Source organism: Nocardia sp. NPDC003345, assembly GCF_053589395.1.
Genome location: NZ_JBSFRU010000358.1, coordinates 1 through 6,288 on the forward strand (window position 1 = coordinate 1; position 6,288 = coordinate 6,288).

General features: G+C 69.3%; 7 protein-coding genes. 4 read left to right on the top strand and 3 right to left on the bottom strand.

The features are described 5' to 3' along the window. The 3 genes from ACWDU1_RS27840 to ACWDU1_RS27850 form a co-directional block, all read right to left on the bottom strand. Positions 1 to 1,395 (bottom strand): M13 family metallopeptidase (locus ACWDU1_RS27840; RefSeq protein ID WP_450002949.1); only part of this gene is annotated, 1,395 nt, incomplete at its 3' end. A gap of 60 nt (positions 1,396 to 1,455) precedes the next feature. After that, positions 1,456 to 1,950, bottom strand: a complete 495-nt coding sequence (locus tag ACWDU1_RS27845) for a DUF4190 domain-containing protein (RefSeq protein ID WP_450002951.1) — start codon at positions 1,948 to 1,950, stop codon at positions 1,456 to 1,458. A 94-nt stretch (positions 1,951 to 2,044) separates the two neighbouring features. Then, on the bottom strand, positions 2,045 to 2,824 hold the full coding sequence (locus ACWDU1_RS27850; RefSeq protein ID WP_450002953.1) for a pirin family protein: 780 nt from the start codon (positions 2,822 to 2,824) through the stop codon (positions 2,045 to 2,047). Positions 2,825 to 3,024: 200 nt separating this feature from the next. On the opposite strand from ACWDU1_RS27850, the gene ACWDU1_RS27855 reads away from it, so the two are divergent. The 4 genes from ACWDU1_RS27855 to ACWDU1_RS27870 all read left to right on the top strand — a co-directional run. Further along, the gene (locus ACWDU1_RS27855) at positions 3,025 to 3,528 is read left to right on the top strand and encodes an NUDIX hydrolase (protein WP_450002954.1); all 504 of its coding nucleotides are present in this window, start codon (positions 3,025 to 3,027) and stop codon (positions 3,526 to 3,528) included. A 10-nt stretch (positions 3,529 to 3,538) separates the two neighbouring features. Continuing rightward, complete coding sequence (locus ACWDU1_RS27860; protein ID WP_450002955.1) at positions 3,539 to 5,056, top strand: hypothetical protein; 1,518 nt, start codon at positions 3,539 to 3,541, stop codon at positions 5,054 to 5,056. After that, positions 5,034 to 5,789 (top strand): LamB/YcsF family protein, encoded by a 756-nt coding sequence (locus ACWDU1_RS27865; protein WP_450002957.1) that lies wholly within the window; start codon positions 5,034 to 5,036, stop codon positions 5,787 to 5,789. Before ACWDU1_RS27860 ends, ACWDU1_RS27865 begins: the two co-directional genes overlap by 23 nt. 23 nt (positions 5,790 to 5,812) lie before the next feature. Further along, the coding region (locus tag ACWDU1_RS27870) for a carboxyltransferase domain-containing protein (RefSeq protein WP_450002959.1) at positions 5,813 to 6,288 on the top strand (476 nt) is incomplete at its 3' end.

The following is a 6,288-nucleotide window of genomic DNA, read 5'->3' on the forward strand; positions in this document are numbered from 1 at the left end:
GACCGTCTGCGGGGTCATGAACCATTCGTCGCGATCCACCGGACCGCCGATTTTGTTCAGGTCGCGGTCGTGTTCGGCGGCATAGCCGCGGCGGTAGTTTCCGACCGGATCGGCGGGGTCGATCGTGACCGCGGAGTAGTCGCGCCAGCGGTCCGGGTAGCCGATCTTGGGACTGAACTTCTCCAGTTTCGCCAGCGCCGCGCGCCGGGTCTGCGGGCTCATCCACTCCAGGTCGGCGATATTGCGGCGATACGCCTCGCGCAGGTTCTCCACCAGCCGCACCATCGCCGCTTTGGCCTCGGGCGGGAAATGCTCGGCCACATACAGTTTGCCCACGGCCTCGCCCAGCAGATCCTGGACCAGCGAGACCCCGCGCTTCCAGCGCTCCCGGTTCTCCTCGGCGCCGGTCAGGGTGCGGCCGTAGAAATCGAAACTCTCCTCGACCAGCGCTTCGGTGAGGTAGGCGGCCCGGGCGCGCAGCACCCGCCAGCGCGCCCACAGCAGCCATTCCGCCAGCGGTTCGGACTCCCACACCGCTGCGAAGGTGCTCAGGTAATCGGGCTGCCGGACGACCAGTTCCGCGAGCAGGTCCGGCCCGGAGGCCGAAACCCCCTGGGCCAGGCCGTCGGCCCAGGCCGCCCAATCGAACTCGGGGTGGCGTTCGGCGAGTTCGGCGATGGTGGTGAGGTTGTAGCTCAGTTCCGCGTCCCGGCGGCGCACCACATCCCAATGCCCGGCGGCGAGTTTGCGTTCCAGTTCGAACACCCGGGATCCCACGGAATCCCCGGCTCCGTCCGAATCGCCGCCGAGCAGCCCGGCAACGCGGGGATCAGTGGCGGCCAGCGCGAACATCCGGTCGATATGGGCGATATAACTCGCCCGGACCTGCGCGTATTCATCGGATCGATAATAGGATTCGTCGGGCAGACCGATACCGGACTGGGTCGCGTAGACCAGGTACCGCTGGGAGTTCTTGTCGTCGGTGTCGACATACACCGCGACCGCGCCGGACACACCGGTGCGCTGTAGCCGGCCCAGCAGGGCGGCGAACTCACCACGGTCGGTGATCCGGGCCAGGGCCGCCAGTTCCTCGGCGACGGGGGAGAGGCCGGCGTTCTCGATCGCCTCGGTGTCCATGAACGAGGCGTAGAGATCGGCGATCTTGCGGGCGTCGCTGCCGGGCTCACCGGTGGCGGTGCGGATGATCTCCTGCACGTCCAGTTCCGCCCGGTCGTAGAGCGTGCGGAAGGCGCCGTCCACCGCCCGGTCCGCCGGTATCTCGTACCCGGCCAGCCAGGCACCGTTGACATGCGTGAACAGGTCGTCCTGCACTCGGACGGCCGGGTCGAGGTGGGTCAGATCGATACCGGAGGGGCTGGTCACGTCGGAAGTCACACAACCCAGTATGCCGGTGCCGCGGCCGGGCGGCCGGGACTGCCGCCCGGCCGGTCCGGGTCAGTTGGTCGGTTCCGGCGGTGCGATCGTGACGCCGTACTGGTCCTCGAGCCGCTGGTTGAACTCGTCCTCACACTGCGAGATCGCGGACTGATCGCCCCCGGCCTTGCTCACGCAGTCGACGAAGTCCTGGCCGCCGGAATCCTGCCAGATACCCCAGCCGACCACGGCGACGACGATGACGCCGATGATTCCCAGGATGCCGAGGATCAGCCCGATCACCGCCATGACTCCGCCGCCGCCGGTGCCCCGGCTCGACTTCACCATCGCGATCACACCGAGGATGACGGCGATCAGCCCGAACAGGATGCCGCCGACGATGGTCCAGAAGGTCAGGACCGCGAGGATGCCGAGCACCAGAGCGGCGATCGCCATACCCTTGCGCTTCGGCGATTCCTGCCAGTACTGCGGCTGCCCTCCGGGACCCGGGCCCGGGCCCTGCCCCGGATAGGGCTCCGGCGGCGGATAACCACCACCGGGCGGTTGGTACGACATACGTTCCTCCTCAGCGCGTCCACATCACAGAGTCCGCACACCATTGTCGAGGTTCGACGCCACCCGGGTCGACCTATCCGGACTATTCGGACGACTATTGCACGCCGAGCCGGGCGTGCATCTCCCAGATCAGCACTTCGGCCGGTTCCCGGGCCGTGAGGCGCTGACCGCCGGAGAAGGTCAGGCGCACCGCGTCACCGACATCCAGCAGGCCGGCGCCCTCCATCTCGACCGAACCCCGCGCGACGAAGACGTGCAGGTACGGGGCCTCCGGCAGGTGCGTCGAGGGTTCGCCCTCCGGCGCCAGTTTCGCCACGTGCAGCGCCGAATGGCTGCTGTTGATGGCGATGGCGGCGCGGTCGCGGTACCGGGGCAGCCCGGAGGCCACCGTCAGCATGCCGCCCGCGGCGAGCTGATCTCCGATCTCCAGTTGCTGGTAGCCGGGTTCGATCCCGGGTTCGTCGGGAACCACCCACATCTGCACGAAATGCACCGGTTCCTCGTGCTCGGCCCGGCCCGGGTCGACCCGCCAGGAATCGTTCTTCTCCGAATGGCGGATACCCGTACCGGCGCTCATCCGCTGCGCCAGCCCCGGATAGATGACCCCGCTGTGGCCCAGCGAATCCTGGTGCACCAGCGATCCCTCGAGAACCCAGGTCACGATCTCCATATCGCGATGCGGATGGGTTTCGAAGCCCTGGCCGGGCAACACGATATCGTCGTTGTTCACCAACAGCAGCCCGTGATGGGTGTTCTCGGGGTCGTAGTGCGAACCGAAGGAGAACGAATGCTTGGAATCGAGCCAGGATATCCGGGTTTTCAGACGATCACCCGCGCGATGTACTTCGATATGCGGCGTCGGCTGCGAGGGCATCGCAGGCCTCCCTTCCGGCTCCGGCACAATTACCTTTCTCGCGCGAAGTACCGCGGCGATACCCCGACCTCGTCGATTGTCCGCACCCGGCATTTTACGCGAGCGACGTCGAAGTGAACGGATGGTGAGCACCCGCGGCCGAAACGGCGGCACGACGGAAGTTCACGGAAAATGGATATACGAAACCGGGGAGGTGAGAGATGCGGCCCGAGGCTCTCGCGCGAATCGAACAGCGGCTGCGCGCCGGCGCCGGGCGTGACGGCATCACCGACCTGGTGGTGGGCGTCGCGGTCTTCCGGAACGGAAAACTCCTGGTGGTGCGGCGGGTCGCCGGCGACTACCTGGGCGGAATGTACGAACTGCCGGGTGGCGGGGTGGAATCGGGGGAATCGCTGCTCGAGGGCGCGGTCCGCGAACTCTTCGAGGAAACGGGGCTGGTGGCGAAGCGGATCACCGATTTCCTGGGCTGGTTCGACTACGCGACCCGCACCAAGGCCCGGGTGCGGAAATTCAGTTTTCTCGCCGAGGCGGAAGCCGGCGAAATAACGCTCGATCCGGAAGAACACGACGATTACACCTGGGTGGACGCCGATTCGCTGGGCGCGCTGCCGATGGCCCCGGATATGCGCGAGGCGGTCGATCTGCTCATCGCCGACCGGGAACCCGGTACGGCCGGAATACCTCCCGGGCCACGGGGCCGGTAGCGTCGCGGCGGTGTCCAGCTCCGCGCCCGAACCCTCCGCCACGGACCGGACACCCGGCGCCGGCGAACACGACCATTCGCGACGCGACGGCGCGGTAACCCCCGGCCCGGCACCGGCCGGGAGGGCTGCGCCCGCGCGGTCCCGGAGATCGGACACCAGCGGCAAGTGGGCCGCGCTACGCGCGGCGGTCCGGGAGAGTCCCGGCGCCGTTCGGCTCACGCTGCTGCGCTTCAGCGGCCAATTCGGCGACGGAATGTTCCAGGCGGCGCTGTCCGGCGCGATCCTGTTCAACCCCGAACGCGAGACCGATCCGCTGGCCGTGGCCGCGGGGTTCGCGGTCCTGCTGCTGCCGTATTCGGTGATCGGGCCCTACGCCGGGGCCCTGCTGGACCGGTGGGATCGGCGGCTGGTGCTGCTGATCGCCAATATCCTACGCATGCTGCTGATCGGCGCGGTCGCCCTCGGGCTGGTGGCCGGGGCCGGGGCAGGTCTGCTGCTGTTGCTGGCCCTGGCCGTCGTGGGCATCAGCAGGTTCACCGCCGCGGGCGTCTCGGCGGCGCTACCCCGGGTGCTCGCCCAGCACCGGCTGGTACCCGTCAACTCGCTCCTGGCGACCATCGGATCGGCGTGCGCGGCCGGCGGCGCCGCGGCGGCGGTCGCGGTGATCGGCACGATCGGCGCGGGGGACGCCGGAGCCGCGGTTGCGGTGGCGATGAGCGCGACGGGTTCGGCGGCCGGAGTGTGGCTGGCGGCAGGCTTCCGCGCCCGCGCGCTCGGGCCCGAATCGGATCCGGGCGCGGCGGTGGGCGCGGTCCGCGCGGTTCTGTCCGGTTTGCTCGTGGGAGCACGGGCGGTCCGGCGTTCGGCGGATGTCTCCGCCGCGATGATCGGTATCGGCGCCCACCGGGTGGTCTTCGGCGCCGACACCCTGATCATGGTTCTGGTGTTGCGCGAATCGCCGTCCGGCGGGACAGCCGTCGACAGCGGTCTCATCGGTTTCGGCGTCGCGATCACCGCGACCGCCGCCGGGATGCTGCTCGCCGCGCTCCTCGCGCCTCTGCTGATCCCCCGGCTGGGCCGGCCCCGCACCGTTCTACTCGGCCTGAGCTGCGCCATCGTCGTCCAGCTCACGCTGGTGCTACCGACCGCCCTCGCCGATCCCACCGGACCGCAGCGCGCCCACCAGCTGCTGCTCGCCGGTGCTTTCCTGCTCGGCCTGGCCGGCCAGACGATCAAACTGACCGGTGACGCCGCCATGCAGATCGATATCGGCGACGACCGTCGCGGCCAGGTGTTCGCCCTGCAGGACACGGTGTTCAATATCGCCTTCGTCCTCGCGATCGCGGTCACCGCACTGATCGTCCCGGCCGATGGGCGTTCGGTGCCGGTCGTGCTGGCCGGTGCGGGCTGCTACGGGCTGGGGATTCTCGCCCTGTTCGCCAACAGGCGCCGCTTGCGAACCGGATCGGGGAACAATGGTGATGGGCGTGAAGGAGGAGTCGGCAATGGGGCTCGACCTCAACAGTGACCTCGGTGAGGGATTCGGCGCGTGGACCATGGGGGAGGACGCGGCCATGCTGGACATCGTCACCAGCGCGAACATCGCCTGCGGGTTCCATGCCGGTGATCCCGCGATCATGCGGCGGACCTGCGACCTCGCGGTAGCGAAGGGGGTGCGGATCGGGGCGCATATCGGCTACCGGGATCCGGCCGGGTTCGGACGGCGGGCGATGGCGGTCGCACCGGCCGAGCTCCGCGACGAAACCCTCTACCAGCTGGGCGCCCTGGACGGTTTCGCACGGGCGGCCGGCGACCGGGTCCGCTATGTGAAACCGCACGGAGCGCTGTATCACGCGGCCGCGGCCGATGCCGAGCTCGCCGACGCCGTGGTGGCCGCGATACGCGAATACGATTCCGCGCTCGCGCTGCTCGGCCCGGCCGGTACTCAGCTGGAGGACTCGGCGAACCTGGCCGGGATCAGGTTCGTCGGTGAGGGGTTCGCGGACCGGGCCTATACGGCGGCGGGCGGATTGGCTCCCCGCGGTACCGCGGGCGCGGTTCTCGACGCCGATCACGCCGTCGCGCAGGCGGTGACGCTGGCGGAAACCGGGTCCGCGCGGGTCGCGGGCGAGGATACGACGGTGACGGTGTCGCCGGACAGTATCTGCGTACACGGCGATTCCCCGGCCGCCGTCGAGATGGCCCGCCGTATCCGGGCCGCGCTCGACGACGCGGGAATCGCGGTAGCCTCCTTCACCTGAGCGGCCGGAACGGGGTGAGGTTATTGCCGACGACGGGTCCGGACACCGGGCCACGGGTGCCGGTGCGGGCCGCCGGTGACCGGGCGTTCCTGCTGGCCCCGGACCATCCGGACCGGATCCCTTACCTGGTCGAGCGCCTCACCGGACAGCGGCCCCCAGGTCTGACCGATGTACTGCCCGCGGCGGAAACCGTTCTGGTGACAGTGGATTCGGCGGCTGCGGCCGCACGTATGCGCCCGGTTCTGGAGCACCTCGTGGCCGCGGCGGACGCCGCCGATCCGAGCGATGTTTCCCGTGGAACATCGCCGGAAACATCGGAGCCGGTGCGGATTCCGGTCCACTACGACGGGCCCGACCTCGACGAGGTCGCCCGGGCACTGGCACTGCCGGTCGACGAGGTGATCGCGGCCCATACCGGCACGACCTGGTACTGCGCCTTCGTGGGATTCGCACCCGGGTTCGGCTATCTCACCGCACCGAACACCCGGTTGCGGGTCGG

Excerpts from the sequence above, each read along its gene's own strand:
- ACWDU1_RS27845 (WP_450002951.1), bottom strand. The coding sequence starts at position 1,950 with ATGTCGTACCAACCGCCCGGTGGTGGTTATCCGCCGCCGGAGCCCTAT.
- ACWDU1_RS27850 (WP_450002953.1), bottom strand. The coding sequence starts at position 2,824 with ATGCCCTCGCAGCCGACGCCGCATATCGAAGTACATCGCGCGGGTGAT.
- ACWDU1_RS27855 (WP_450002954.1), top strand. The coding sequence starts at position 3,025 with ATGCGGCCCGAGGCTCTCGCGCGAATCGAACAGCGGCTGCGCGCCGGC.
- ACWDU1_RS27865 (WP_450002957.1), top strand. The coding sequence starts at position 5,034 with ATGGGGCTCGACCTCAACAGTGACCTCGGTGAGGGATTCGGCGCGTGG.